This window comes from Labrys sp. F242 (genome assembly GCF_057813875.1).
Genome location: NZ_JBVASG010000004.1, coordinates 401,421 through 426,551, shown reverse-complemented (window position 1 = coordinate 426,551; position 25,131 = coordinate 401,421). Strand labels below are relative to the sequence as shown.

Here is a 25,131-nt window from a genome sequence, read left to right as displayed (position 1 = left end):
TGCGTCAAATAGGTCAGACTATATCTTCACAGTCATGCGCTGAGCCTCTGGACTGTTCGAGGCCCTCACGGCAGATAGATCGATGAATGTGTTGGAGGGAATCCCCTGTGTATTTGAAATGGTCCATCCCCAGATCGGTGCTGATGCTTCTTGCCATGACGGGCGTCGCTCATGCCGAAGGCGAGCTCAACATCTATAATTGGGGCAACTATACCAACCCCAAGCTCATCAAGAAATTCGAGGAGCAATACAAGGTCAAGGTCACCATCACCGACTATGATTCCAACGATACGGCCCTTGCCAAGGCGCGACAGGGTGGTTCAGGTTTCGACATCGTCGTGCCCTCGCAGACTTATCTGCCGATCTGGATCAAGGAAGGATTGCTGCTCGAAACCAATCCCGGCCAGATGGAGAATTTCAAGAACGTCACTCCGGAATGGGCAGATCCTGGTTTCGATCCCGGCCGCAGATATTCCGTGCCGTGGGCATGGGGTACGATTGGCGTCGTCGTCAATACCGAGGCGTATAAGGGCGATATCAACACCTGGGATATCATCTTCAAGACGCCGGACGAGCTGAAGGGCAAGGTCAACGTCGTTCCGGAGATGAAGGACGTCATTACGGCCGCCATCCGCTACGTCGGCGGCGAGCAGTGCACCGGCGACAAGCAGCTATTGAAGAAAGCCCGTGACCTTCTGACGGCCGCCAAGCCGAACTGGATCGCCATGGAATACAATGCCATCGAAAAGATGGGGGCAGGCGACTTCAAGGCCTCGTTGACCTGGAACGGGGCGGCCCTGCGCACGCGCCTGGCGCATCCCCAGATCCATTACGGTTATCCCAAGGAAGGCTTCACGTACTGGTCCGACAATGTGGCGGTGCTGAAAGAAGCAAAGAATGTCGACAACGCCAGGCTGTTCCAGAATTTCATGATGGATCCTGAGAACGCTGCACTGAACTCCACCTTCCATCATTACGCGAATGGCATCGCAGGCTCGGAAAAATACATGCCAGCCGAGATGAGGGACGCTCCTGAGATTGTCGTTCCCGCCGATGCCAAGGCCCATGGCACCGTGGCGCTGATGTGCCCGCCGGAGGTCGACGTGCTTTACAAGAAGATCTGGACCGAGCTTCGCAAGTAAGCACTCCAATCACGGGCGGTGTCTTTGACACCGCCATCATCACATTGAATTTCCAAGGCGTTGCGCCTTGGAAAAGAGATATGTCCAATGAGGAGAGGTATGACCGTTTCAGCGGAGCTCTACAGGGAATTAATTCGCATAATCTATCTTATGGAACATAATCCCATGCCTCCGGCCGGGCCAAGGGGCATTTTCGACAGGTGGTCGGTGCCAAAGTCAATGTGCCGTGCATCCCTCAAGCCGGTCCGGGCGTTCGAGATCGGGGCGCATCTAATCGGATGGCCTTATCAGCACGAAGCTCGCGGTTCCGGCAGCAGAGATGTGAGTGCCATATTTGCCATACCGCCTCAGGCGCGCATCTGCTTGCTTGTAAATAGCGAGCGGAGACACGCTCCATGACGAGGATCGTCAAAAATGCGCGATCAGGTGTTGCCCAACATTGACAGGGCATTATCGGTGGACAATTTCTTGACTGAGAAGGACAGCACCTTGGGTGCTTCATAAGGGGCTCGGGCGACGAGAATGCCCGTCTTCTTGATAGTGGCCACGGGAGCGGCGCTCCCGGCATCGAGTTTCTTCGCAGCAGTGGCGGCCATCTCATACCTCATCATATATCGCAGCAGGCGGATGCCATTTGAACGCATAATCAATATTCATTAGGTATCGAATTAGAGTATGTCAATCAATATGGCTGTTCGAAGCGACGATTATGAATGATCAGAGTGTATCTTAGTTAGACAATTCGAGAAATCCAAGCGCGTGGTGGATATTAAGCATAGAAAGGAGGTAAAATTTGACCGAAAGTGCTGATAATTGTTGCAATTTTGCCACATATTATTCCGATAGTGCGATATATTCCCTAAGGTAATTTATATTCTTTTGACTCGAAAACGCGACGTCCCCATAGCTTCTGAAATAGGAAAGTTTCAGCGCCAGCCGCTGGATTTTCGGTGAACACATGTGGGAGAGAACAATTTATGTTCAAGGCAGTTTTCGTACCGACCGTGATGGTCGCAGCCTTGGTTGCCGGCGGCGCTGACGCTGCCGACCTCGCACCGCGACCGGTCGAACCCGTCGCTCCCGTCTATACGCCCTATGACTGGTCCGGTCCCTATATCGGCCTGCATGCGGGCTATGGCTGGGGCCGCGAGAACGACAATTATTCCGAGAACGGCCCGCTCCTGCCCCCTACCCCGGCCCAGACCCAGTCGGTTGCTGATCATTTCAATATGAACGGCTTCGTGGGCGGCGCTCATGCCGGTTACAACTACCAGATCAACCAATTCGTGATCGGTGGCGAGGTGGATATCGACTATGCCGATCTCAAGGGCAGCCATCGCTACAGCTATTATGGTGGAGGCTGGAGCGGCCGCCTGCAGATGAAGAGCGAGTGGCAGGGCTCGGCCCGGCTGCGCGCCGGCTACGCTCTCGACAACATCCTGCTCTACGCCACGGGTGGTATCGCCTTCGCCAACGGCAAGCTGTCGGATTCCGGCCAGTATTTCGGCACCGCCTACGGCACCAGCGACACCAACACCCATATCGGGTGGACCATTGGTGCCGGCGCCGAATATGCCTTCACCCAGAATTGGATCGGCCGCTTGGAAGTGCGCTACACTGATTTCCAGAAAAAGCGCTATGTCGTGACGGACCCGAGCGTCAAGGCCGGCTGGAATCAGACCACCGTCAATCTCGGCATCAGCTACAAGTTCTGATACTCATCAGCCAGAATGCAAACAAGGCCCGGCGATATGCCGGGCTTTTATTTCTGCGCCCTGCAGCCAGATCGTGAGAATAGCGGCAGGGGGCGGCAACACTCTGCAAAAGGCTCTCCTTACCACCTCCCCTTTGAACGCCATAAGGGCCCTATTTGGTAAGAACCTCCTGAAACTGCTCCTCCAATTTGGCAACTCGATCGACGAGATTGATCGTGCCGTGGACGTGAGTTTCCAAGATGGAGACGATCAGAGAGTTGAGAGAAAGGCCCTTGAGCTTCGACTGTCCTTCGAGGAGCTTTCGCAGTTCGGGATCCATGCGAAGCCCAAATGGGCTGATTTGCCGTTTCGGGACGATGTACTTAGGCATGTATCCTCCTCATTCTTGGAAGAACCTTACCGGGGCCCCGAAACAGATCGAGTCACCAATTAGACTTAACGCAACGGCACCCTGGCGAACCCCACGACGGTTCCAAGCTCTTCAGGCGAGGCGAGTGCCCGTCCTTCCTTTGGATAGACGCGCCTTGATCGCCTAAGCCCCAATCGATCAATCACAATGCAAGCATCATCACAAAGGATGTTCAAAACTTACGTAGCGTAATATAAAAACGTATTGAAAAAACAAATATAATTTCTTATATTATGAGGCTGGTTCAAGAAAGTGGCCATATCCCAGCATGCTGATCCTTTTCCACGATACCCTATGGGGAGCGCCGCTCGATTTGCCCGGGCCTGTTGAGGGAATCGAGTTCTCGACGGATCGTACCCTTTTTAGCGCTGCCGATGCAGTCGTCTTCCATCTGCCCGAATGGCGGTTCAAGCGGACGCCGACCGCTGGGGCGAGCGAAACGCCGCCAGAAAAGCGCCCAAGACAGCTTTGGGTCGCTTGGTCCATGGAGTGCGAGCAACACTATCCATTCATGTCCGACCCCAATTTCATGGCGGCCTTCGATCTCACGATGACTTATCGACGAACCGCAGACGTCACGTTGAATTACGCGAACCCTCATGGTGACATCGCCGCCATGTATGAAAGCTTTCGTCGGCCGCCGTCGCATTACAACAAAGACACGCTCGTAGCTTCCTTTATTTCCAGCCGGTTCGATCAAAGTGGCAGATCTGGCTATCTCCAGGACTTAGCCCAGTACCTAGCAATTGATTCCTATGGCCGGTTTATGCGGAATCGCGTCCTTGATCCTGATCTTGGACGTAGGAGCAAACTGAAGACGATTGCCGACTACAAATTCACCATTGCATTTGAGAATGCCTGCGCCGAGGACTACGTCACCGAAAAATTCTTCGACCCACTTTGGGCGGGATCCGTTCCGGTCTATCTCGGCGCACCTAATATCGAGGAATTTGCTCCGGGAGATCGGTGTTATATTGATGCCAGTTTGTATCCTGACCCGCAGTCCCTGGCAAATTACCTCTTGGAATTGGCGTCGGACGACCAAGCATATAACGCCTTTTTCAACTGGAAAACGAAGCCGTTCCGCAAGACTTTCGAGGATCTACTGACAGACTATACGACGCACTGGTCACAGCGCCTCAGTAAATGTGTAAAGGAGCATCTCATTTCTCGAATCAAATACGATTCGCCGATCGAAATAGATGCGACTGGGTTCTCGGAATAGCAATGACACGAGGAATTGGAGCCGAAGCGGATCGAGGTACCGGCAACCATCAGGCCGGAGCCGTTATGCTCATATGGCGCGCCGTGCTCTCCCGCGTGACCAACTCGTAACCCAGATCGATCAGCCGCGGCTCGATATGCTTTCCGCCAATCCTGTCGATCAACATCCTCATGGCTTTCCTTCCCATCTCTTCTCGGTGGGTTCTGACGCTGGTGAGACCGGGATTCGCGACAGCCATGATGTCCAGATCGTTGAAACCGCAAATGCCGAATTGCTGGGGGACGGCAATACGGCGACGCTGAGCTTCGAAGAGCACGCCGACCGCAAGGTCGTCATTGTTGCAGAACACGGCATCGGCGTCGGGCGCTCGCGCCAGCAATTCTGACATCAACTCGCAACCCAGCGACACGGTGGATGGCCTGGGGGTCGTGACGATGAGCTTTTCATCGAGCAAGCCGGCTTCGTCCAGCGCTTGGATGAAACCTTGAAGGCGCCTCTGCGTGCGCGGATCCATGCGCGCACCCAGAAAAGCGATCCGCCGGTATCCGCGCTCCACCAGATGCCTCGTGGCAGCGAATGCGGCGCGATGGTGCGAAAACCCGACCATCATATCGACAGGGTCGTGGCCGACCTCCATGATCTGGACGATCGGGCACTCGGCCTGCAGGAGCTGCGCACGGGCCGCCTCCGATTGATCGATGCCGGCCACGACCAGGCCGGCCGGGCGCTGGCTGAGGAACACCCGGAGCAGCCTTTCCTCTTCGATCAGGGAGTAGCGGGTATTGCCCAACTGTACCCGGAAGGCGGTAGCCTCTGCCTCGGCATAGACCCCACGCATCACATCCGCGAAAACATTGTTGGTCACTGACGGAATCAGCACGCCGATGACATTCGTCCGAGCCGAAGCCAGCGCGCTCGCTGCAGGATCGGGCACATATCCCAGATCGTCGACGATTTGCTGAATGCGTTGCCTGAGCTCATGCGAAACGGATTGCGGATTGCGAAGGGCGCGCGACACGGTGATAGCGCTAACTTCCGCAGCCTCGGCAATCTCGACCAATGTTATGCGTTTCTTCCCTGAACGTTTCTTGGGTCTTTTCATGTCGAAGGCCCGTCGCTGTTTTTTCGATGCAAAGATAGACCTTGCAAAATGATTGCGCAATCACTAAGGAGTTCGACCAAAGTTGAACGGGAGGAAAATGTGGCAGGACCGGCATATAGGCTGGTTATGAGCCTCTTTGATGCCGGTCGGCAATTCTTGCGCGCCGGGAAGTGTGATCACCTTTCAATACTCGTCTAGACACCCCGCCTTTCTCCAAGAAGGCAGGCGAATTTACGCTGACTTCATCTCCAGGACTTGGATCCTGCTCTCGGCTCGCCACCTGTGCGAACCGCTCTCGAAATGAACTGCGGCCATTCGGAAAGGTCGTGACGAACGCCACGAACAAACGCCTACGGGAGGAGGAACCCGATCATGCATACGACACCCGCTAGTTCACCCGCGCGGGGTGGCAGTCAGAAAGCGCCTCCTGGCGCCTCTCGCACCCGCTATATCATCCTGACATTGTGTTTCGCGGGCCTGGTCATCAACTATCTCGACCGGGCCAACATGAGCGTGGCGCTGCCCTATATCGATGCGGATCTCGGCCTCAATCTTACTAATACCCAGAAGGGACTGATCCTTGGCGCCTTCTTCTGGGCCTATGACGGGATGATGCTGATCGCGGGCTGGTTCACCGACAAGGTCGGCTCGCGCCGGGCCTTTACCATCGCGGCGATCTGGTGGTCGATCTTCACGGCGCTCACCCCCCTCGCCCGCAGCTTCTGGGGCTTCTTCGCCTTCCGCTTTGCACTGGGCGCCGGCGAGGCGCCGGCCTATCCGGCGGCAACCAAGGCAGCTTCGCGCTGGTTTCCGGTGGGCGAGCGTGCCTTCTCCACCGCAGTGATCGATTCCGGCTCGCGGGTCGGCACGGTGCTCTCATTGCCCATCGTCACCAGCCTTCTCGTCGTAGCGACCTGGCATTATTCCTTCGTGATCCTCGGCATGGCCGGCATCGTCTGGGCGCTTGTATGGTATTGGTACTATCGCGATCCCGTCGATCATCCCGATGCCAACGACCTCGAGCGTCAATACATCGCCGACAATGGCGGACGCACCGAGGCCAATGACGACAGCGAAGCCACCAAGATCCGCTGGTCGCAATTGTTCGGCTACCGTACGGTCTGGGGCATGATGCTCGGCTTCTTCTGCCTCAACTTCGTGATCTACTTTTTCCTCACCTGGTTCCCCGACTATCTCAAGAACGCCCGCGGCCTCAATCTGAAGGAACTGGGCACCCTCGGCATGCTGCCGGGTCTTGCCGCGGTGGTGACGGCCTGGATCGCCGGTGCCTATGCCGATCGCCTGATCCGTGGCGGCGCCAACGTTACCACGGTGCGCAAGGTCGTGATGGTCGGCGGCCTTTTGGGCGGGGCCGCTATCCTGCCTGCCGCCTTCGCCTCCTCCATCTATCTGGCCCTGTTCTTCCTGGCGATCTCCTATTCCAGCCTGGCGATCGCCGCGACCGGGATCTGGTCCCTGCCCGCCGACGTGGCGCCAAGCTCGCGCCATGTCGCCTCCATCGGAGGCATCCAGAACTTTGCCTCCAACATTGCCGGCATCATCAGCCCCTTCATGTTCGGCTTCCTGCTCGACATGTTCCATGGCGATTATACGCCCGCCTTCGCCCTGGCGGCCGGCTTCGCCGTGCTCGGCGCCTTTTCCTACGCCTTCATCGTCGGCAAGGCGGAACCTCTGCCTCTGCCGGAGAATGCAGGCCGCTGATTGGCGGGCTCCCCGGCAATCGGACTTCGTCACAGCCGCCGCGCATCTTCGGATTGCGCGGCGGTTTCTTTTTGCAGTTTCATCACCGGCCAGATTGCCAGGACGCCCCTGGCCGGCTAAGCAATCCGCCAGCAAGCGTTGGGGCGCCGAGGTTCGATTTTGCCTAAGTAAATACCGGTCTCTTCCTTTCCATCCCATCGCCTGGGCGGCCAGCCGGCAGCCCGGCGGGTAATCGTGTTCACCGGGTGGTGGTCCGAGACCGGTCTGGCTTGTCCGAATGTGCCATGCACACAGGCCGCTGCCCCAGCTCCCTCCCCAGCGAACATCGCCATACCGTGCCCGTAACGGGCCTCTCCGATCGCCATCTCGTTGGACTTCCTTACGGAAGACCGAGACGGTATGTGCAATCTTCTCACGGTCCGCTGGACCGTCACGCCCCGAAGCCCCCCTGAACCCTGGCTGGCCTGCACCGGATGCGGCATCGCCCGCCCCTTCCGTTGCAGCGGCAAGGCAAGGCTCAATGCCAATGGCCGACGGCTCGATGCCTGGCTGATCTATAAATGCCCGGTTTGCGACAAGAGCTGGAACAGGCCGCTGTTCGAGCGCCGGCCCGTGCAGGATATTCCTCCGGATATGCTCGCCGCGTTGCAGACGAACGATCCGATTTGGATTCGTCACCAGGCTTTCGATCTCGCAGCCTTGCGCTCGCACGCCTTCCATATCGAGGAATGCGCCGAGGTCGACGTCACCAAGCGAGTGCTCGACCGGCCGGATGGCTGGTCCATCCTGCATGTCGAACTCAGTGTCGACCTGCCAGCGGGAATTCGCCTGGACCGCCTCCTGGCGCGCGAACTCGGCCTGTCGCGAGCAAGGCTGCAATCGCTCCACCGCCAGGAAGGGTTGCGCCTGGAACCCGGCCGTTCCGACGCCCTGCGCAAGCGCGTGGCAGATGGCGCCTCAATCATGCTCAACCTTGCCGATGAGGCGGACCAAACGATGATCGGCGATGCGGCCTCGGGACATTCAAGGCCGTAGATAGCTGACGCCTTCATGGCGGCGGAGCCGCGTCTGCCCGGGGCTCGGCACGAGGCCCCCACGCCGGAAACTTGCGGCGCGGGGGTACTGCATACCATCAGATCGGCCGCGGCTGCGCTTTGCCGGCCGGCATATCATCGCCCGCCTCTTCCGCCGCGCCATCAAACAGCCGGCCGATGCGCCGGCGCTCGGCCTCATTCTGTGGCAATGCGTAGGACAGCGCGACGTAGACCAGCGTGTTGACGATGAGGCCAACCACCCCCGAGGTCATCCCCGCCAAGGCTGGAATGGACACGGGGTAGAGGAACTGCAGCACCACGGCCACCGCGAAACCGGCGACCATACCGCTGGCGGCACCCGCCGCGTTGCCTCGGCGCCAGAAGATGCCGAGATAGAGCGCCGGCGCCAGCTGGACGATGCCTTGATAGGAGGCGAGCGCCAGAGTGAGCAGGCCGGCAGTGACATTGGCGGTCGCCACCGCCCCGGCCACCGCCAGCAAGGTAGCGATGACGATGGTGATGCGCGCGGTACGGGTGTTGGTGGCCTCATCCGCGCCGCCGACATGGATGATATCCTGGGCGGTATGGGTGCCGACCGCAGCGGTGATGGCGTTCACATTGCCCACCGTGGCGGCGAACACGGCCACGCCCGCCAGCGCCAGGACGAACGGCCCGCCATGCCCGGCCGCCAGGAACCAGACATTGTCCGGTGCCTTCGCCACCTCCGGAAGCTGGGAGGCCAGCATGCTCATGGTCAGCATGATGGCGAGGAACACGAACATGAACGGCGCCGCCTTGAGGGCGGAATTGCGCACCGCCTGGGCACTCCTGGCCGTGAACAGGCGCACGAAGATATCGGGCCAGCACCACGAGCCCATCGCGCCGGTGAACACCAGCGAGAAATAGTAGAGCGGGCCGAGATCGCTGTGCAGACCCGGCAGGCTGGCAAAGCTCTCCGGCAGGCCGGCAAAGCCCAGGCCCTGCGACATCAGCCAGACGATCAGGCCGAGCGCCACCAGCCCGCCGACGCCATAGGCGAAGATGCCCTGGATCATGTCCGAGATCACGATGCCGCGCATGCCCAGCCGCACCGTCCAGATCTGCCGGACGGCCAGTACCGCGATGCCGACGAATACCGCCGTCGTCGGCGCCATCGCACCGAAGGACAGATAGGAGAAGACGAGGCCAAGCGACTGGAAGGCGAGTACCAGCCAGGGAAAGGCCGAGATCACGCCGATCACGGCGGCAATCACGCGCACGCTGGTGGAATTGTAGCGCATGCCGACGAAATCGGCCTGGGTGCGCAGGTTGAACGCCTTGCCCCAGTCGAACACGCGCTGCGCCATCAGGAACATGAACAGCACCGCCAGCAGCGAATAGGAGATCACATAGTAGCCGATCACCCCGGCTGAGGCGGAAAGCCCGGCGAAGGCGATGAAGATCGTCCCGGGCAGCCAGGTGTTGAGGAAGGCCATGGTCTGGAACCATGACCCGAAGGAGCGGCCGGCCACCGCATAGTCGGTGAAGTCCCGGCCCTGCTGGCGGGTGCGCTCCAGCACCACGACGACGCCGATGAAGAACAGGGCCAGCAGCCCATAACCGATCAGGAAGTCCATGGCCCTATTCCTCTTCCCGGTCCGGGCTCGCCCGATGCAGATAGGTGAGGCTGACGACCAGGAACAGGCCGCTGCCCATGAAGAAGAACATCGCCATGCCGAGACTGCCGCGCGCCATCGCCAGATGGATCGGCGGAAACAGCATGATGATCAGGTTGAGCCACAGCAAAAGGCGGCGGACACGGCCAAAGTCAGACGCTTGCCTTTCCATTTCGTCCTCCCATCTCGATATTCTCCTGCTGGGTGGGCGGCGCGCCGTCGAAGCCCTTCGCTGGGCTTCCGCACGCACCATTCTTGTTGTTCTTCACGTCGCGGCCAATAGGCGTCACAGGCCGCAAGCCTGTATCACCGCATCGACCAGGGCCTTCTGGTGCGGCTGCAGATCCTGTCCGGGCAGGTCCTTCCAGAAGGCCTCATAGGGATCCTGGACGCCCGTCTCGACGCCGCTGAGCGTCTCAACCACGGCCAAGCCGCAGAAAGGCACGTAGAAGGGCGAATAGCCGCCCTCATGGCTGATCACCAACCGCCCCCGGCAGATCGAAGCGGCGAGATCCATCAGGCGACGGGTCATAAGGCGATAGGAGCCGGAAACCAGCATCATGCGGCCGAGCGGATCGGCATTGGATGAATCGAAGCCGCTCGCCACCATAATGACATCGGGCTTGAAGCGGGCAATTGCCGGCAATACCACCCGGTCGAAGGCATCGAGATAGGCCCCCTCACCCGAGCCCGCCGGCAGCGGGATGTTGATCGCCGAGCCCTTGCCGGCACCGACACCGCGATCGGCAACCTTGCCTGTATCGGGCGGGAAATTGCCATCCTGGTGCAGGGAGATGGTGAGGATGTCGGGATCGGCTTCGAAACAGGCCTCGGTCCCGTTGCCGTGATGCACGTCCCAGTCGACCACCGCCACGCGCTCGATACCGAGCTTGGCACGTGCATGGGCGATCGCCACGGCGACATTGGCGAACATGCAAAAGCCCATGCCCTTCTCCGGGCGAGCGTGGTGGCCGGGGGGGCGCACCAGCGCATAGGCATTGGCGACCTCGCCCTGCACCACCGCCCGCAACGCACTGATGGTGCCGCCGGCAGCCAGGCAGGCGAGGTCCACGCCGGCAAAGCCGAAGGGCGAAACGCCGTCGCCCATGTCGCCGCCGCGGATGTCGGCACTGAGCGCCTTCATCTTGTCGAGATGTTCGCTCGTATGGACACGCAGAATGTCCTCGTCGCTAGCCTTGGTGATCTCGATGCGTTTCAGGGCCTTGGCGATGCCGGAGACCTCCACCAGGGAGGCGAAACGGGCCTTTGATTCCGGCGACTCGACATGCTGCAGGGGCTGGATGAATTCGCCCTTCAGGAACCCGGCCGCCGTCCCGGTGTCGTGCCAGCCAAAACGCTCATGCCACACCCATCCCGTGGTCATCGCAGTTCTCCCTCATCTGCATGTTTTCCGGCAGGCTAGCGCATGCAAACAAGGCGGGAATGGTGCAGATGCACTATTGGCGGCGGGCACCAACCTTGTGACGAACACCGTCCACGGTTAACATGACAAAAATAAAACCCTCCATCCGGGGTCGGTGCATGTGACTTCCAAACTGTCCATGTTCTCGCAATTCGTGGTCGATCTTCATCAAGCCGGCCGGCGCGCCGACAAGGATGCGGATTTTGACGTGGCGGCCCACGCCCTCGAGCTGTTGCGCCCCCTGCTCGGTTTCGACTGTGCCTGGTATGGCTGGGCTCGCTTCGTGGACGACCGCACCACTGTGCCCGCCTCCTCCACGCTTGGCCTGCCGGACGGTTTTGCCCCGTTCTGGTCGACGATGGCCAGCCAGGACCTGGTCGCCACGGCCTTGCGCCGGGACCGCGGCAAGGTCTGCATCTATGACCGTGGGCAGCCCCGGCAGACCGACGAGATGGCCGAACTGTCGGAGCGCTATGGCATCCGCAAATGGGCCTCCGCCATGCATAATCGGCCGGGGCGCGCGACCACCTTCTTCGTCTCGGTCTATCGCACCCGGTGCCATGACCCGCATTGGGACGGGGAGGACCTGCAGCTTCTGCAATGCGCGGTAGATCACTTGTTCCTGGCGCTGCAGGCCGCGTTCGAGCGTCGCAGTGCGGACGAGCCGGGCGAGCGGGCGACACTGGCGGTCGACGAAGCCGGCTTCGCCCATCTTGGCCTGGATCAGTCCCATAGTTTCCTCAGAACCATCTGGCCCGGCTGGAACGGCGATCGCCTGCCCCGGCCTCTCAGGCAAGCGGCTCTGCATCCCGGCATCCATCTGTTCGAGCGCGAGGGTGTGGCGGTGAGCTGTCGCGAGGATCGCGGAGCAGGCCGGCAGTCGAGCCTGATCAGGCTGGAACTCTCGCTGCTATCCAAGCTCGACCGGCTCTCGCCGCGCGAGCGCGAAGTGGCGCACCTGCTCGCCAGCGGGGCAACCCACAAGCAGGCGGCGCAGATGCTGGGCAGCGCACCGGCCACCATCCGCAACCAGACCCAGGCCATCTACGACAAGCTGGGCATCCGTTCGCGGGCGGAACTTGCCAGCGCCGTGCGGCGCTGAGCACGTAATGGCCGACTTTATCAGCCACCGCCTGCCGGCAATTCCTCGCGCCACAAGGCGTGAAAATGATGGACGGGGCCGCGGCCGCGCCCGACCGTCAACCGACCGGACGCCTTCAGTGCCTCGGTAAGATAAAGCCCTGCCTCCTCCACCACTTTTACCAGGGGAAGCGAGGGCAGGAGCGCAGCGATCGCCGCCGACAGTGTACAGCCGGTGCCGCGCAGATTGCCGGTCGCGACACGCGGCGCCGCATGCTCGGTGATGCCGCCTCGGTCTGGATCTGCCGGGAGCAATCCTCGCCACTGCCGGCATCATCGCCGCGAGCCTCGGCTTGATCGCCAGCGGCGAACAGGCCTCGCCGTCCTCGCCTTCATCAATGGCGCGACCTCCTACGGATTGGTGCTTCTGCCCGGCCAAATCCTGCTTGCAATCGGCCTCTCCCTGATCTTCTCGGGCTCGGCCGTGCTCGCTACCACCCATGTGCCCGAGCACCAGGCCGGTCTTGCCGGTGGCGTCATGAGCACCGCCACGGAACTTGGACCGACCCATCGGTCTGGCCGCGCTGATGTCGGTTGCCGCAGGGCAATCGGATGTGGTCGCCGGCTATGCCACGGCATTTGCCGCCGCTGCCCTCGTCTGTGTCATTGCCGCTATGGGTCGAATGGCCCTGGTGAGGGGCGGCTGCAATCTCCAGTCCGCGCGGGGTACCGGATGAAGCGCAGGCGGCCGCCGTGCTTTCGCGCAAACCACCCACCCAAAACGCCCAGACCATGCGGTCTAAAATCCGATTCGACAGATAAGAGGTATAATTAAACCTTGAAATTTCGTGCGACCTGGATCTGCATGTAGCACATTGTTTCAACGACGGTATCGGAGGCAGGATCGAGCAAGTTGACCAAACGGCACTTTCCCTTTGTTTGCCAAGATGATGTGAGGGATTCTGAGCCACGTTTCCCCTTTCAGGAAGTGCACCTGAAGGATATCCTGGTTGCGTCAGGCTTTTTCGTGCGCCATGTATCGGCGCTGTTGCATCTCGATATTCGGAGGTATCTCAATACACCCTCCGAGGGGCACCATGAATGTCCTGCGCATTCGTGGCTGGAGAGGGGGAGAAGATGCCGGTTTTGCCGGAACCCATGACCGTGGCGGATCTTATCGATCTGCTGCGCGAGCAGAACCCGGAAGCTCTGGTCACCATTGGCAATCCCAACACCGGGCCCGATTGTGCCGGTGCCCTCTTCAGCGGCTTTGTCCGGCCTCAAGGCAAGTCTTTTCGACACATGCCGTGGAGCCAGGTTCAGCATGAGGGATATCTGCCGGCCGTCGTGCTGGAGCGCCATGTGCGACGGAAATGAACTTGGCGTCTTGGCCCGCGGATGATGGCGATATGCCTGCGTGCCACTCCCGCCCAGGCTTTTGTCGATGGCTTTTTTGCTTGCCCTGCCCGCGCTCCGCGCCTACCTAAAGGGCCATGTATGAGGATAGAAACAGTCAGGACAGCCCTGGCAATTCGCCCTCGGCTGGCGAGACGGTCTTTGCGTCAGCCTTATCTGAGCCCGACAAATGGGCGGTTTTCCTGGATATCGATGGCACGCTGATCGATCTTGCCGCGACGCCGCTGTCGATTACCGTTCCCCCGACGCTGCCCGATGACCTCTGGGCTCTTTCACGGCATCTGGGGGGTGCCATGGCTCTGGTCACTGGCCGGAACATCGTGCTCGCCGACGAATTATTTGCCCCCCATCTTTTTCCCATCGCGGGCTTGCATGGTGCCGAACGGCGTGATGCTTCCGGCGCGGTGGACAGCCTCACCGTCCCTTCGGCTTTCGAGCAGCTCAAGCGCGACATCGCCGACGAGGCTGGAGCGTGGTCTGGCGTCGTGGTCGAAGACAAGGGCGCGGCATTGGGGGTGCATTACCGCCTGGCTCCCGAGCGCAAGGCCGATGTCGAGGCATTGATGTCACGCTTCGCCCCAACCATGCCCGACTGGTCGCTTCAGCACGGCAAGATGGTGGTCGAGTTGCGCCCTGCGCGTGCAAGCAAGGGCAAGGCGTTGGAAGCCTTCCTGCAGGAAGCACCTTTCAAGGGCAGAGTTCCCCTGGCGATCGGCGACGATCTCACCGACGAGGCCATGTTCGAGACGGTCAACAGCCTCGGCGGCCAATCGATCCGTATCGGATCGGCAGGGACCCAAACGCGCGCTCGCGCGTTGATATCATCGCCAACGGCTTTGCGGGCCTTGATCGCCCGCGTTGCGGCCTAATCCGATTCCGTCATCAATATTCGAAAGTTCCCATGGGTCGACTTGTCGTCATTTCCAATCGAGTTCCCGTTCCCGCGCGCAGCGGTGAAGCACCCGCCGGTGGTCTGGCGGTTGCCCTGAACGCCGCCCTGCAGGAGCGCGGGGGCATCTGGTTCGGATGGTCCGGAAAATCCAGTCCCGGCGTCGAGCCCCCTCCCCCCAGATTCCAGCAGCAGGGCAATATTTCCTATGTGCTGACCGATCTGACCGAGACCGACGTGGAAGAATATTATCACGGCTTCGCCAATCGGGTGCTCTGGCCGATCTGCCACTACCGGCTCGACCTTGCCGAATATGGCCGCAAGGAAATGGCGGGTTATTTTCGCGTCAACCGCCTGTTCGCCCATCGCCTGGCTCCGCTGATCAAGCCGGACGACATCCTATGGGTGCATGACTACCACCTGATCCCCCTCGCCTTTGAATTGCGGCAGATGGGTATAAAGAACACCATCGGCTTCTTCCTGCATATCCCTTGGCCTCCTTCGGATGTGATCGCCGCCATGCCGATGCATGAGGAAATCATCCGGGGCCTGTCCCACTACGATCTCATCGGCTTTCAGACCGACTACGATCTCGACAACTTCGCCGGCTACCTCGCCCGGGAAGGCATCGCCAGGGATCTCGGGGAAGGCCGGTTCGAATATCACGGGCTGCATTTCAAGGCCGCCGTGCATGGCATCGGCATCGAGACCAAGTCCTTTGCCCAGATGGCGCAGGTCGCTATCGGCAACAGCGCTGTCCGCAAGGCGCGCCAGAGTGTCGAAAGCCGCGACCTCATCATCGGCGTCGACAGGCTCGATTATTCCAAGGGCCTGACCCAGCGCATCGATGCCTTTGAGCGCTTCCTGCGCGCCTATCCGGGCTATCACAACAAGGTCACCTATCTGCAGATCACGCCGAAATCCCGCTCCGAGGTGCCGGAATATGAGACGATGCAGAAAATGGTGGCCGAGGAGGCCGGGCGGGTGAACGGGGCCATGGGCACGCTCGACTGGGTCCCCATCCGCTATGTGAATCGCTCGATCGGCCGTCATATCCTGGCGGGTCTTTACCGGATCGCCAGGGTCGGACTGGTCACGCCTCTGCGCGATGGCATGAACCTGGTCGCCAAGGAATTCATCGCCGCCCAGGACCCCGACAATCCCGGCGTGCTCGTTCTATCGCGCTTCGCCGGCGCCGCGCGCGAGCTCAATGGCGCAGTGCTGGTCAACCCCTACGATACCGAAGGGACGGCCAACGCGATTGCCCGCGCGTTGAGCATGTCGCTGCAGGAGCGGCGCGAACGCTGGCAGAACATGATGAATTTCCTGCTCGTGCATGACGTGTCGCACTGGTGCGACGCCTTCCTCGATGACCTAGCGCAAAACAAGCAGGTACTGCAAGCGTCGGTCTCGGCAAAGGCCAGTGCCTGAACGCGCCCAGGAAACCGAAGCTTCAATAAAAATATAGGACTTTCAGATAAGATTAGGATTCTTATATAAAATATTGAATTTCATGATTTATTTTGGTCAAGAGAGCGGAGGGGGCGGCGATGCTCCCTTCCCGTCTGGATGACAGCGGCGTCCTTCGTTCGGCAGCTTCGGCGCGCGGATACGCCGTGCCGCGCCAGGCGTTTTCGATGCGCAGATCATTCCAAACCGGAATGCCCTCTTGCCCATTCATGGATATCGGAGCCAGACAGGAAGCGATAAGGCTAGCCCGCATGCCTACGGCGAATGATGTCGCCTGCATCGGGCATCTGGGCAAAACAACCGCGTCCCTTTGGCGAGATCCTACCGTGCTGAATGATCCGCGCTCCCACGGCCTCTGGGAAAAGACCGCTCCCCGTGCGCCGCAAACCGAACCGCTCCGCCAATCCGTTATCGCCGACGTCGCCGTCATCGGCGGCGGCTATACGGGGCTGTCGGCCGCCCTGCATCTGGCACAGGCCGGCGCATGCGTGCATCTGCTGGAGGCCGTCGAGATCGGTTTTGGCGGCTCCGGCCGCAATGTTGGCCTGATCAATGCCGGCATGTGGGTCATGCCGCAGGACCTGCCCGGGGAACTGGGCCCGGTCCATGGCGAGCGTCTGCTGGAGATGCTCGGCGACGCGCCGGCCGTGGTCAAGGACCTGATCGCCCGTCACGACATCGCCTGCGAGCTCAGGACGAATGGCACCCTGCATTGCGCCGTCGGCCACAAGGGACTGCAGGAAATCGAAGAGCGCGCCCGCCAATGGCACAAGCGGGGGGCTCCGGTCGAACTTCTCGATGCCGAGGAGACCGCAAGGCGGGTGGGTACGATCGCCTATGCCGGCTCCCTTCTCGACAGGAGGGCCGGTACGCTCCAGCCCTTGGCCTATGCCAGGGGCCTCGCTGATGCGGTGCTGCGTCAGGGTGGCCACATCCATACGGGCAGCCCCGTCACCAATGTCGAGCATCGCGACGGCCGCTGGCTGGTGACGACCCCGCAGGGCCAGGTCACCGCAGCCTGGATCGTGGTCGGGACCGATGCCTACGGCCAGGGACCCTGGGAAAAGGTGCGCAAAGAGCAGGTGCATCTGCCCTATTTCAATCTGGCTACGGCTCCCCTCGCCCCGGAACTGCGCAAGCAGATCCTGCCGGGTGGCGAAGGCGTCTGGGATACTCGCACCGTGCTCTCCTCCTTCCGCATGGATCAATCCGGGCGGCTGGTCTTCGGCAGCGTGGGCGCTCTCAGCGGGGCCGGTGCCGCCGTCCACAAGAACTGGGCCAGGCGCGCCTTGCGGAAACTGTTCCCGGCCATCGAGCAGGTTGAATTCGAACATGAGTGGTTCGGCAAGATCGGCATGACCGGCAATGCTCTGCCCCGTTTCCACAGCTACGGGCCGCAGGCCGTCGGCTTTTCCGGCTATAATGGCCGCGGCATCGCACCCGGCACCGTCTTCGGCCGGGCGCTTGCGGACCACATCCTTGGCACGATGAGCGAAGCCGAACTGCCTCTGGCGAGGACCGAACTCACGCCAGCCGCTTCAGGTCCTGGAAGGAAGCCGGCTACGAGGTGGGTGCCCGGCTCGTTCATATGATCGATAAACGACTCTGAATAGAAACTATAAATAATATATATATCAATGCATTATATATCATTTATGATCCGATACATCACCACACGGACGGCGATCACCTAGTCGTCCTCGACCGAGACCTGTGTGCGAAGCCATTGCCGGAAGGCCAGCAAGGGCGGGTGCATGGCGCGATCGGCTGGCCAGACCAGATAATAGGCCTCCGCGCTCACCATCGGCAGATCGAGAGCGCGAACCAGCCGACCGGCTTCCAATTCCTCGAGGATGAGGAATTCGGGCAGCAGGGCAACCCCGAGCCCGGCGATCGCAGCCTGCGCTGCCGTGGCGAACTGGTCGAACAGCATGCCCCGCACCGATTGGGCCGGCGCGCCATGCAGGGCGAACCAGCGTTCCCAGGCATCGGGCCTGGTGGTCAGATGCAGCAGCGAGGCAGTGCGGAGATCGGCAGCGGACTTGAACCCGAGTTGGTCGCGCAGGACCGGGCTGCAGGCAGGCACCACGGTCTCGGAACGGATCTTCTCCATTTCACCGCCGGGCCAGTCCGGGCTGCCGAAATGGACGGCGGCATCAACAGGATCCTGCCGGAAATCGAAATAGGACAAGCGCGTCACCAGATTGATGGTGATGCCGGGGTTGTGCGTCAGGAACTGCGGCAGCCGTGGTGCCAGCCAGCGCGTGCCGAAGGTCGGCAGGATCGCCAGGGTGAGCGTTCCCCCCAGCGGGTTGGCGCGAAGCATCAGCGAGGCGGTGCTGATCTTGCGCAGGGCATCGCGGATCTCGCGAGCATAGGCTTCGCCGCCCGGTGTGACGCTGATGGTTTGTTTTTCGCGATGGAACAGCTCGACTTCGAGTTGTTCCTCCAGAAGCTTGATCTGACGGCTGACGGCGCTTTGCGTCAGGTTGAGTTCCTTGGCCGCAGCGGTGACGCTTCCCGTGCGCGCCGCCGCCTCGAAGGCGCAAAGCAGGGAGATCGAGGGCAGGAAACGTCGCGGACCCTGCATCGCTTCACCCTCGGACCCGCATGGACCGCCCCAGAGATCGAGCGATCGATGGTCTCTTCCAACAGCGATATTGTTTCATCATTCCCCCAGCTTGGCTGACGGCCATGTTCATTCCCAACCGGTATGAGTTGTTGAGATAACATTGCTATTCAACCCGTGTCCATTGGCGCATGAGTTCCGGCAACATGACGATTGCGAATGAGATCGTCGCCCAATCGAGTCGCAGTGGGAGCCCGGGACATGGCCAATCAGACCTTCTTGCATCCAGACGAGATCCGCACCCTGTTCTCGACGGCCATGTCGCAGATGTACCGGACCGAAGTGCCGCAATATGGCACGCTGATGGAGCTGGTCGCCGACGTCAACGATACCACCCTTGCCGAGGATGGCGAGCTGCGGGAGACCCTGACGCGCAATGGCGAACTGGCCCGCTTGAGCGTCGAGCGCCATGGCGCCATCCGCCTCGGCACGGCGGAGGAATTGTTCAACATTCGCCGCGTCTTTGCCGTGATGGGGATGTTCCCGGTGGGCTATTACGACCTTTCCGTTGCCGGCGTCCCGGTTCATTCGACCGCCTTCCGTCCGATCGACGATGCCTGCCTGCGCAGCAATCCCTTCCGTGTCTTCACCTCGCTGCTGCGGCTGGAATTGATCGAGGACGAGGCCCTGCGCCGCGAGGCGACATGCATCCTGGCGGCGCGGCGCATCTTCACGTCACGGGCACTGGAACTGGTCGACCTGTTCGAAACCAACGGCGGCCTGACACCTGGCGAGGCGCAGGAATTCGTCGAGGAGGCGCTCGAAACCTTTCGCTGGCATTCCAAGGCCACGGTCTCGCTCGGCACCTATGACAAGTTGCACGATGCCCACCGCCTGATCGCCGACGTCGTCAGCTTCAAGGGCCCGCATATCAACCATCTGACGCCGCGCACCCTCGATATCGACGCCGTGCAGGTCGCCATGCCCGCGCGCGGCATCATTCCCAAGGCCGTCATCGAGGGGCCTCCCCCGCGCAAATGCGCCATCCTGCTGCGCCAAACCAGCTTCAAGGCGCTCGAAGAGACGATCGAGTTCCTCGCCGAGGACAATGATGGCCGTGAGGGCACGCACACCGCCCGTTTCGGCGAAATCGAGCAGCGCGGCATCGCGCTCACCCCGAAGGGGCGTCGGCTCTATGACACGCTGCTGTCGGGCGTTCGCGCCGATGTCCGCGTCGGCCAAGGCGGCGCCAATGCCGGCGACTATCAGTCGGAACTCGCCGAACGCTTTCGTGCTTTTCCTGATGAATGGTCCGAGTTGCGCGCCCTGGGCCTGGCCTATTTCCGCTATTCTGCGACCGAGCAAGGCCTTGCCGCTCGGCAGGACAAGCGGCTTCCCGCAAGCGTCGACGAGCTGGTCCAGGCCGGCTTCCTGCGCTTCGATCCGATCGTCTACGAGGACTTCCTGCCGGTCAGTGCCGCCGGCATCTTCCAGTCGAACCTCGGCACCGACGAACAGCAGAATTATGGCGAGCGCTCGAACCGTATCGAGTTCGAAGGCGCCCTCGGCGCACCCGTCCAGGACGAACTCGCCCTCTATGCCGCCACCGAAAAGCGATCGTTGGATCTGGCCCTCGCACAGCTCGGCGATCCCCATTTGGCGATGATGGCCATCGCGTAAGGATCGGTGCAGCCATGAATATGAGAGTGCAGGTCGAGGAGAAGGCCGTCCCCCCGGGGCTCGATGCCTTCCTGTCCGCGCTGGTGCCCGCCGGCTATGCCGGCGACATTGCGCGCGATCGCGCCACTCGCATCGTTCATGCCACCGACAACAGCATCTACCAGGTCGAGCCGGCTGCGGTGCTGTTTGCCCGCGACGGCGAGAATGTCGCCCGCGTCGTCCGGCTGGCGGCCGATCACGGCATTCCGCTCTCGCCGCGTGGCGGCGGCACCGGCACCAACGGCCAGTCGCTGACGCGCGGGGTGCTGGTCGACACCTCCCGTTACATGAACCGCATCCTCGAGCTCGACCTCGAACGTCAGATGGTGACGGTCGAGCCGGGCGTGGTGCTCAACCAGCTCAACGACTATCTCCAGCCCTACGGCTTGTTCTTCCCGCCCACCGTTTCCACCGCCTCGCGCGCCACCCTGGGGGGTATGGTCGCCACCGATGCCTCCGGCAAGGGCTCGCGTATCTATGGCAAGACCTCCGACTATATCGAGGCGATGGAGATCGTTCTCGCCAATGGCGAGACCTTCCAGGTCGAGACGATGCCGGTTGCCGAAGCGCGCGAGCTGGCGCGGCGGGAAGATGCCGCCGGCCGCATTCATCGGGAAGTCTTGCGGGTCGTCGACGAAAACGCCGAACTGATCGCGTCGATCTTTCCGGAGATGAACCGGGGCCTGACGGGCTACAATCTCAAACATGTGCTCGGCGAGGACGGCAGCTTCCGCCTGCCCTATCTGCTGGCCGGGTCGGAAGGCACCCTCGCCTTCACCACCCGCCTGACCTTGCGGTTGCGCAGGCGCCCGGCTTGCCGTGCGCTGGTGCCCGTGCGCTACGCCACTTTCCAGGCGGCCCTCGTCGACGTCCAGCGCCTGCTGCAGGCTGAGCCGGCCGCGATCGAAATTCTCGACGACACCATCCTTTCGCTCGCCAGGCAGGATGTGGTGTGGGGAGAGATCGAGAGCGTTCTGGGAAGCGATGACGACAGGCCGGTGGGTGGGCTGAACTTCGTAGAGTTCGTCGGCGAGACGCAGGACGAAGTCGATGCGGCTCTGGCCCTCTTGTCGAACCTGCTCGCAGCGCAGCCCGGCACGGTTCTCGACTGGAAAATCGTCACCGACGCCAGGACCATCGCCGGCCTCTGGTCCCTGCGCGAAAAGGCCGTCGGGCTGCTCGGCCGTCTCGGCGGAGGCAAGCAAGGCACGCCTTTCGTCGAGGACACTGCCGTTCCTCCCGAAAGGCTGGCACCCTATGTGGAAGAGTTCCGCGCCATCCTCGATCGGCACGGCCTCGCCTATGGCATGTTTGGCCATGCCGATGTCGGCTGCCTGCATGTCCGCCCGGCCCTCGACATGCGCCTCCCCGAAGATGCCGCGCTGATCCGGCCGGTCAGCGATGCCGTTGCCGCCCTCACCAGGAAATATGGCGGCTTGCTCTGGGGCGAGCATGGCCGCGGCTATCGCGGTGAATATTCTCCCTTCTTCTTCGGGGGCAAGCTCTATGACGAGCTATGCGCTCTCAAGCGGGTGTTCGATCCGCTCAACCTGCTCAATCCCGGCAAGCTCGCCAGTGTCGATGCCACCCTGTATCCGGTCGAACGCATCGATGCCGTGCCGCTGAGGGGCGAGAAGGACCGGGCCATCGCCGCTCCTCTCCAGCGCGATTATGACCGGGCGATCGCCTGCAACGGCAATGGCGCCTGCTTCAACTGGGACAGGCATGATCCGATGTGCCCGTCCTACAAACTTACGCGCGACCGCCGCCATTCCCCCAAGGGGCGGGCCGCGATGCTGCGCGAATGGGCGCGATCGACCGCGACCACCACGGGTGACGCACTGCCAGACACCGCAATCGAGGAACAGCTCAAGGCCTCCCTCGATCTTTGCCTGTCCTGCAAGGCCTGTTCCAGCCAATGCCCGGTCAAGGTCGACATTCCCGCCATGAAATCGCGATTTCTGCATCGCTATTTCAAGCATCGTCGCAGGCCGCTGCGCCACAGGATCGTCGCTGCGATGGAGCCCGGCCTGTCGCTGGCCAGGCGTTTTCCCACAGTGGCCAATCTGGGTTTGCGGCTGATGGCCCTGTCACGCCTGGCGCGTTGGACGCGCCTGGTCGATCTGCCGGCTCTGTCCGTGCCCGTGCCCGCTCCGCGTCTTTCCCGCGCCGATCTCGACTGGCTCGCCGCCGACTCCTGGCATGACGAGATCATCCTGCTCGAAGACAATTTCACGAGTTCGTTCGACGGCCGCGTCGTCGACGCGGTCGCCGGCCTGCTGAGCCGCCTGGGCTATCGCGTGCATCGGGCCGGCCCCACCGCCAATGGCAAGGCGCTGCATGTCCTGGGCATGCTGGATGAATTTGCCAAGGTCGCCGGCACGGCCAGGGCCTATCAAAGCGGTCTGCTGGCAACGGGATTGCCAGTCGTCGGCATTGAGCCCGTCACCGTGCTGATGCGCGACCACGAATATGCCGGCCCGGGACTCGGGGAGCCGCTGCACATCCAGAGCCTCGATGAATTCCTGGCCAAGGCGCTCGAAAGCGGCCGGCTGGGACAGGCTCATCCGGCCTTCACGGCGGCGGCCTATCACCTCTTCCCCCATTGCACGGAGAAGACGGCAAAGCCCGGCACCGGCCAGGCTTGGGCGCGCGTCTTCCATCATTTCGGGCTCGACCTCAAGCTGCCCACGGCCGGCTGCTGCGGCATGGCCGGCCTTTTCGGACATGAAGCCGAGCATGCGCAGATGTCGAAAAACCTGTTCGCGATGAGCTGGGCCCCGCGTCTTGCCGACCTTGATCCCTCGACGGTGCTGGCCACCGGCTTTTCCTGCCGCTGCCAGACCAAGCGCTGCGCCGGCTTTTCTCCGCTCCACCCGGCGCAGGTACTTCTCGCTCATCTCGACAGCCTTCCCCGATCCCCGCAGGACGCAGTTCCGAATTCCCGGCCAATTCCGCATTCCCAGCAAGGAGAACCCCGATGACCGCATCGTCCGCCCAGCGCCACGCCGGCGCCGAACCCAGCACCGCGCCCCTGTCCGTCGTCGCCGACGCCATCGCGCTGCTCGAGCAGGTCGGCGTCAAGGCCAGCCTCTATACCGGCGGCACCCTTGCGGCCCGCTCGCCGATCACGGGCGAGACCCTGGCAGCCGTGAAGGAAACCAGCTCCGAGGAAGCGCTTGCGCGTATCGAGATGGCCCATCGGGCCTTCCGGGCTTGGCGCAACGTGCCAGCCCCCCGCCGTGGCGAGCTCGTCCGCCTGCTCGGCGAGGAATTGCGCGCGCATAAGGCATTGCTCGGCCGGCTGATTTCGATCGAAGTCGGCAAGACCGCCTCCGAAGGCCTGGGCGAAGTCCAAGAGATGATCGACATTTGCGACTTCGCCGTCGGCCTGTCGCGCCAGCTCTACGGCCTCACCATCGCCACCGAACGGGCAGACCATCGCATGATGGAAACCTGGCATCCCCTCGGCGTGACCGGCGTCATCTCGGCCTTCAATTTCCCGGCGGCGGTCTGGTCGTGGAACACGGCGCTTGCCTTGGTCTGCGGCAACGCCGTGGTGTGGAAGCCCTCGGAAAAGACCTTGCTGGTCGCCCTGGCGACCGAAGCGCTCGTCGAGCGTGCCTTGGCGCGTTTCGCGGTCGAGGGTGAAGCGGCCCCCGCCGGCCTGCACGGCGTTCTCTACGGCAATCGTGAGCTCGGCGAACTCCTGGTCGATCATGACAAGGTTCCGCTGGTTTCGGCAACCGGCTCCACCGCCATGGGCCGCGCGGTGGCACCGCGCCTGTCCCAGCGGTTTGCCCGTGCAATCCTGGAGCTCGGCGGCAACAACGCCGCCATCGTCTGCCCGTCCGCCGATCTCGATCTCACCCTGCGCGGCGTCGCCTTCGCGGCCATGGGCACGGCCGGGCAACGCTGCACCAGCCTGCGCCGCCTCTTCGTGCATGACAGCGTCTATGAGGCCCTGGTGCCGCGCCTCAAGCGCGCCTACGCCTCGGTCTCGATCGGCAGTCCGCTGGAAGCAGGCACGCTTATCGGCCCGCTGATCGATGAAGCCGCCTTCAAGGCCATGCAGAAGGCGCTTGTCGCTGCGAAGGAGGCCGGCGGTGCCGTCCACGGTGGCGGACGCGTCGATCTCGGTCTGCCGGACGCCTATTACGTCGCTCCGGCCCTGGTCGAAATGCCGGGACAGGTCGGCCCGGTGCTCGAAGAGACCTTTGCCCCCATCCTCTATGTGATGAAATACAGCGATATCGACACGGTGCTGGAAGCGCATAACGACGTGCCGCAGGGACTGTCATCCTCCATCTTCACCAACGACATGCGCGAGGCGGAGACCTTTCTGTCGGCGCGTGGCTCCGACTGCGGCATCGCCAATGTGAATATCGGCCCCTCCGGTGCCGAGATCGGTGGCGCCTTCGGCGGCGAGAAGGAAACCGGCGGCGGCCGCGAGTCCGGCTCGGACGCCTGGAAGGCCTATATGCGGCGGGCAACCAACACCATCAATTACGGCCGCACGCTGCCGCTGGCCCAGGGCGTGAAGTTCGACGTCGAGTGAGCC

The 25,131-nt window shown here is 61.8% G+C and carries 21 protein-coding genes and 1 pseudogene; 14 read left to right on the top strand and 8 right to left on the bottom strand.

Going from position 1 to position 25,131, the window contains the following annotated elements:
• Positions 1-143: 143 nt before the first annotated feature.
• The gene (locus ACZYTC_RS25405; RefSeq protein WP_488990932.1) at positions 144-1,142 is read left to right on the top strand and encodes an extracellular solute-binding protein; all 999 of its coding nucleotides are present in this window, start codon (positions 144-146) and stop codon (positions 1,140-1,142) included.
• Between the two features lie 422 nt (positions 1,143-1,564).
• Here ACZYTC_RS25405 and ACZYTC_RS25400 read toward each other — a convergent pair whose 3' ends face one another.
• The gene (locus ACZYTC_RS25400) at positions 1,565-1,738 is read right to left on the bottom strand and encodes a hypothetical protein (RefSeq protein WP_454818010.1); all 174 of its coding nucleotides are present in this window, start codon (positions 1,736-1,738) and stop codon (positions 1,565-1,567) included.
• 381 nt (positions 1,739-2,119) lie between these two features.
• Here ACZYTC_RS25400 and ACZYTC_RS25395 point away from each other — a divergent pair, with 381 nt between their 5' ends.
• On the top strand, positions 2,120-2,857 hold the full coding sequence (locus ACZYTC_RS25395) for an outer membrane protein (protein WP_434960825.1): 738 nt from the start codon (positions 2,120-2,122) through the stop codon (positions 2,855-2,857).
• Between the two features lie 151 nt (positions 2,858-3,008).
• Here the strand turns inward: ACZYTC_RS25395 and ACZYTC_RS25390 are convergent, their stop codons facing one another.
• The gene (locus ACZYTC_RS25390; protein WP_434960826.1) at positions 3,009-3,227 is read right to left on the bottom strand and encodes a hypothetical protein; all 219 of its coding nucleotides are present in this window, start codon (positions 3,225-3,227) and stop codon (positions 3,009-3,011) included.
• Between the two features lie 307 nt (positions 3,228-3,534).
• On the opposite strand from ACZYTC_RS25390, the gene ACZYTC_RS25385 reads away from it, so the two are divergent.
• Entirely contained in the window at positions 3,535-4,491 is a 957-nt protein-coding gene (locus ACZYTC_RS25385; protein ID WP_488990853.1) for a glycosyltransferase family 10 domain-containing protein, read from the top strand.
• 49 nt (positions 4,492-4,540) lie between these two features.
• Here ACZYTC_RS25385 and gntR read toward each other — a convergent pair whose 3' ends face one another.
• Positions 4,541-5,593, bottom strand: coding sequence for an HTH-type transcriptional regulator GntR (gene gntR / locus ACZYTC_RS25380; protein WP_434961355.1), 1,053 nt, complete (start codon positions 5,591-5,593; stop codon positions 4,541-4,543).
• 372 nt (positions 5,594-5,965) lie between these two features.
• Here gntR and ACZYTC_RS25375 point away from each other — a divergent pair, with 372 nt between their 5' ends.
• Positions 5,966-7,315: an MFS transporter gene (locus ACZYTC_RS25375; protein ID WP_434960828.1), complete on the top strand. Its 1,350-nt coding sequence runs from the start codon at positions 5,966-5,968 to the stop codon at positions 7,313-7,315.
• A 399-nt stretch (positions 7,316-7,714) separates the two neighbouring features.
• On the top strand, positions 7,715-8,350 hold the full coding sequence (locus tag ACZYTC_RS25370; RefSeq protein WP_488990852.1) for a DUF1062 domain-containing protein: 636 nt from the start codon (positions 7,715-7,717) through the stop codon (positions 8,348-8,350).
• Between the two features lie 97 nt (positions 8,351-8,447).
• On the opposite strand, the gene ACZYTC_RS25365 is transcribed toward ACZYTC_RS25370, so the two are convergent.
• From ACZYTC_RS25365 to ACZYTC_RS25355, 3 genes are all read right to left on the bottom strand, one after another.
• On the bottom strand, positions 8,448-9,965 hold the full coding sequence (locus ACZYTC_RS25365) for a sodium:solute symporter family protein (RefSeq protein ID WP_488990851.1): 1,518 nt from the start codon (positions 9,963-9,965) through the stop codon (positions 8,448-8,450).
• A gap of 4 nt (positions 9,966-9,969) precedes the next feature.
• Complete coding sequence (locus ACZYTC_RS25360) at positions 9,970-10,176, bottom strand: hypothetical protein (protein ID WP_434960831.1); 207 nt, start codon at positions 10,174-10,176, stop codon at positions 9,970-9,972.
• Positions 10,177-10,290: 114 nt separating this feature from the next.
• Positions 10,291-11,388, bottom strand: coding sequence for a class II histone deacetylase (locus ACZYTC_RS25355; protein ID WP_441770774.1), 1,098 nt, complete (start codon positions 11,386-11,388; stop codon positions 10,291-10,293).
• Between the two features lie 160 nt (positions 11,389-11,548).
• On the opposite strand from ACZYTC_RS25355, the gene ACZYTC_RS25350 reads away from it, so the two are divergent.
• Positions 11,549-12,529: a helix-turn-helix transcriptional regulator gene (locus ACZYTC_RS25350; RefSeq protein ID WP_488990850.1), complete on the top strand. Its 981-nt coding sequence runs from the start codon at positions 11,549-11,551 to the stop codon at positions 12,527-12,529.
• Between the two features lie 20 nt (positions 12,530-12,549).
• Here the strand turns inward: ACZYTC_RS25350 and ACZYTC_RS25345 are convergent, their stop codons facing one another.
• Positions 12,550-12,822: a bifunctional hydroxymethylpyrimidine kinase/phosphomethylpyrimidine kinase gene (locus ACZYTC_RS25345; RefSeq protein ID WP_488990849.1), complete on the bottom strand. Its 273-nt coding sequence runs from the start codon at positions 12,820-12,822 to the stop codon at positions 12,550-12,552.
• Positions 12,823-13,064: 242 nt separating this feature from the next.
• Here ACZYTC_RS25345 and ACZYTC_RS25340 point away from each other — a divergent pair, with 242 nt between their 5' ends.
• From ACZYTC_RS25340 to ACZYTC_RS25320, 5 genes and pseudogenes are all read left to right on the top strand, one after another.
• Complete coding sequence (locus ACZYTC_RS25340) at positions 13,065-13,244, top strand: hypothetical protein (RefSeq protein WP_441770777.1); 180 nt, start codon at positions 13,065-13,067, stop codon at positions 13,242-13,244.
• A 364-nt stretch (positions 13,245-13,608) separates the two neighbouring features.
• Positions 13,609-13,884: a ubiquitin family protein gene (locus ACZYTC_RS25335; protein ID WP_434960835.1), complete on the top strand. Its 276-nt coding sequence runs from the start codon at positions 13,609-13,611 to the stop codon at positions 13,882-13,884.
• Positions 13,885-14,000: 116 nt separating this feature from the next.
• Positions 14,001-14,792 carry a trehalose-phosphatase gene (gene otsB, locus ACZYTC_RS25330; RefSeq protein WP_488990848.1) on the top strand — a complete coding sequence of 264 codons (792 nt, stop codon included), beginning with the start codon at positions 14,001-14,003 and terminating at the stop codon, positions 14,790-14,792.
• A gap of 32 nt (positions 14,793-14,824) precedes the next feature.
• Positions 14,825-16,243, top strand: a complete 1,419-nt coding sequence (otsA, locus tag ACZYTC_RS25325; RefSeq protein WP_434960837.1) for an alpha,alpha-trehalose-phosphate synthase (UDP-forming) — start codon at positions 14,825-14,827, stop codon at positions 16,241-16,243.
• Between the two features lie 365 nt (positions 16,244-16,608).
• A pseudogene (locus tag ACZYTC_RS25320) lies at positions 16,609-17,891 on the top strand (NAD(P)/FAD-dependent oxidoreductase).
• A gap of 81 nt (positions 17,892-17,972) precedes the next feature.
• On the opposite strand, the gene ACZYTC_RS25315 reads toward ACZYTC_RS25320, so the two are convergent.
• Entirely contained in the window at positions 17,973-18,872 is a 900-nt protein-coding gene (locus ACZYTC_RS25315; RefSeq protein WP_454818032.1) for a LysR family transcriptional regulator, read from the bottom strand.
• Between the two features lie 240 nt (positions 18,873-19,112).
• Here ACZYTC_RS25315 and hglS point away from each other — a divergent pair, with 240 nt between their 5' ends.
• The 3 genes from hglS to amaB are packed head-to-tail and all read left to right on the top strand — an operon-like array spanning position 19,113 to position 25,128.
• Complete coding sequence (gene hglS, locus ACZYTC_RS25310; RefSeq protein ID WP_488990847.1) at positions 19,113-20,531, top strand: 2-oxoadipate dioxygenase/decarboxylase HglS; 1,419 nt, start codon at positions 19,113-19,115, stop codon at positions 20,529-20,531.
• A gap of 14 nt (positions 20,532-20,545) precedes the next feature.
• Positions 20,546-23,554 carry an FAD-binding and (Fe-S)-binding domain-containing protein gene (locus tag ACZYTC_RS25305; RefSeq protein WP_441770783.1) on the top strand — a complete coding sequence of 1,003 codons (3,009 nt, stop codon included), beginning with the start codon at positions 20,546-20,548 and terminating at the stop codon, positions 23,552-23,554.
• Positions 23,551-25,128 carry an L-piperidine-6-carboxylate dehydrogenase gene (gene amaB, locus ACZYTC_RS25300; RefSeq protein ID WP_441770784.1) on the top strand — a complete coding sequence of 526 codons (1,578 nt, stop codon included), beginning with the start codon at positions 23,551-23,553 and terminating at the stop codon, positions 25,126-25,128. The genes ACZYTC_RS25305 and amaB overlap by 4 nt, the downstream gene beginning before the upstream one ends.
• Positions 25,129-25,131: the final 3 nt, after the last annotated feature.

Coding starts and splice junctions, on each gene's coding strand:
- ACZYTC_RS25305 (WP_441770783.1), top strand. CDS start 20,546: ATGAATATGAGAGTGCAGGTCGAGGAGAAGGCCGTCCCCCCGGGGCTC.
- gntR (WP_434961355.1), bottom strand. CDS start 5,593: ATGAAAAGACCCAAGAAACGTTCAGGGAAGAAACGCATAACATTGGTC.
- amaB (WP_441770784.1), top strand. CDS start 23,551: ATGACCGCATCGTCCGCCCAGCGCCACGCCGGCGCCGAACCCAGCACC.
- ACZYTC_RS25360 (WP_434960831.1), bottom strand. CDS start 10,176: ATGGAAAGGCAAGCGTCTGACTTTGGCCGTGTCCGCCGCCTTTTGCTG.
- otsB (WP_488990848.1), top strand. CDS start 14,001: ATGTATGAGGATAGAAACAGTCAGGACAGCCCTGGCAATTCGCCCTCG.
- ACZYTC_RS25365 (WP_488990851.1), bottom strand. CDS start 9,965: ATGGACTTCCTGATCGGTTATGGGCTGCTGGCCCTGTTCTTCATCGGC.
- ACZYTC_RS25315 (WP_454818032.1), bottom strand. CDS start 18,872: ATGCAGGGTCCGCGACGTTTCCTGCCCTCGATCTCCCTGCTTTGCGCC.
- ACZYTC_RS25405 (WP_488990932.1), top strand. CDS start 144: ATGCTTCTTGCCATGACGGGCGTCGCTCATGCCGAAGGCGAGCTCAAC.
- ACZYTC_RS25355 (WP_441770774.1), bottom strand. CDS start 11,388: ATGACCACGGGATGGGTGTGGCATGAGCGTTTTGGCTGGCACGACACC.
- ACZYTC_RS25335 (WP_434960835.1), top strand. CDS start 13,609: ATGTCCTGCGCATTCGTGGCTGGAGAGGGGGAGAAGATGCCGGTTTTG.
- otsA (WP_434960837.1), top strand. CDS start 14,825: ATGGGTCGACTTGTCGTCATTTCCAATCGAGTTCCCGTTCCCGCGCGC.
- ACZYTC_RS25385 (WP_488990853.1), top strand. CDS start 3,535: ATGCTGATCCTTTTCCACGATACCCTATGGGGAGCGCCGCTCGATTTG.
- ACZYTC_RS25400 (WP_454818010.1), bottom strand. CDS start 1,738: ATGGCCGCCACTGCTGCGAAGAAACTCGATGCCGGGAGCGCCGCTCCC.
- ACZYTC_RS25390 (WP_434960826.1), bottom strand. CDS start 3,227: ATGCCTAAGTACATCGTCCCGAAACGGCAAATCAGCCCATTTGGGCTT.
- ACZYTC_RS25395 (WP_434960825.1), top strand. CDS start 2,120: ATGTTCAAGGCAGTTTTCGTACCGACCGTGATGGTCGCAGCCTTGGTT.
- hglS (WP_488990847.1), top strand. CDS start 19,113: ATGGCCAATCAGACCTTCTTGCATCCAGACGAGATCCGCACCCTGTTC.
- ACZYTC_RS25375 (WP_434960828.1), top strand. CDS start 5,966: ATGCATACGACACCCGCTAGTTCACCCGCGCGGGGTGGCAGTCAGAAA.
- ACZYTC_RS25370 (WP_488990852.1), top strand. CDS start 7,715: ATGTGCAATCTTCTCACGGTCCGCTGGACCGTCACGCCCCGAAGCCCC.